Annotated in this window: 2 pseudogenes; one reads left to right on the top strand and one right to left on the bottom strand. The window is 67.9% G+C overall.

What is annotated here, in order from left to right:
- Positions 1–87, top strand: a pseudogene (locus IF78_RS49330) (IS5/IS1182 family transposase); the annotation flags it as partial.
- Between the two features lie 95 nt (positions 88–182).
- Here the strand turns inward: IF78_RS49330 and IF78_RS44655 are convergent.
- A pseudogene (locus tag IF78_RS44655) lies at positions 183–866 on the bottom strand (IS701 family transposase); the annotation flags it as partial.
- Positions 867–1018 lie beyond the last annotated feature (152 nt).

Genomic DNA, 1018 nt, shown 5'->3' with positions numbered 1-1018 from the left:
GAACGCAACCCCCGCAACTACCTGGCATTTCTCGGACTTGCCGCCGCCCTCTGCTGCTACAAGCGACTCGTCCGCCTCACCACGTAGGACACGGTCTAAAGGAGTCCGGCCCCATTCGCTCACCGGGATCGCCGAGACGGTGCGGGCGTTTTGCCCGCGCGGCCCGCATCGATGCTTGTAGGCGATCGCCAGCACGTAGACCAGGCGCTGCTCGGCCAGCCAGCCGCGCAGGAGGGGTCCTGGCCGTAGACCTCGTCGCCCGTCACCCAGCGAAACGGCACCTTCGCGGCCAGGGCCCGCTCCAACATCGCGCGGGCCAGCGCGGGCTTGGTGCGGAAGAGGACCTCGTCACCGATCTTCGCGTCCGCCCGGCGGGCCGGATCCTCGATCCAGGAGGTGGGCAGGTACAACTCCCGGTCGATCAACGCCCGCCCCCTGGTGGAGGTGTAGGCCAGGAACACCCCCAGCTGGCAATTGTCGATCTCCCCGGAGGTGCCGGTGTACTGCCGCTGCACGCCGGCCGACCGGCTGCCCTTCTTGATGAAGCCGGTCTCGTCCACGGCCAGCACGCCGTCCTCGGCCCCCAGATTCTCCAGCACGAAACCGCGAACCTCGTCGCGGACCGCATCAGCGTCCCAGTCAGCCTGGTTCAGCAGCCGCTGCATGCCGTCCGGGCACACCTCACCGGCTTGCTCGGCCAGCGTCCAGCCGTTCTTGCGCTCCAAGGGCGCGAGCAGCCCGCGCAGGTACTCCATCGCCCGCCGACGCGGCTCCGACCTGCGGAAATACCCACCAATCCGAGCGTGCAAAGCGTCCAGACCAACCGCCCAGCGGTGCACCTCGTCAACCGTGACGTCCCCACCCATGCCCAGCCCAACGAGCAGCCCGATCACCGGTCACAGCAAGTGCGGCTGCAGTACTAGTACTCCAGCAGCGTTTCGCTATCTGGCCTGGTCAGAGGCATCGTCGGGAGTGTAGTTGGCTGCTGGCATGTCAGGGGCGGTCTTGCCGGACCGCC

The sequence above is a fragment of the Streptomyces bicolor genome, from assembly GCF_000719285.1.
GTDB lineage: Bacteria > Actinomycetota > Actinomycetes > Streptomycetales > Streptomycetaceae > Streptomyces > Streptomyces bicolor.
Note: the sequence above shows the minus strand (reverse complement) of the source record. Positions and strands in the feature narration are given on the sequence as shown.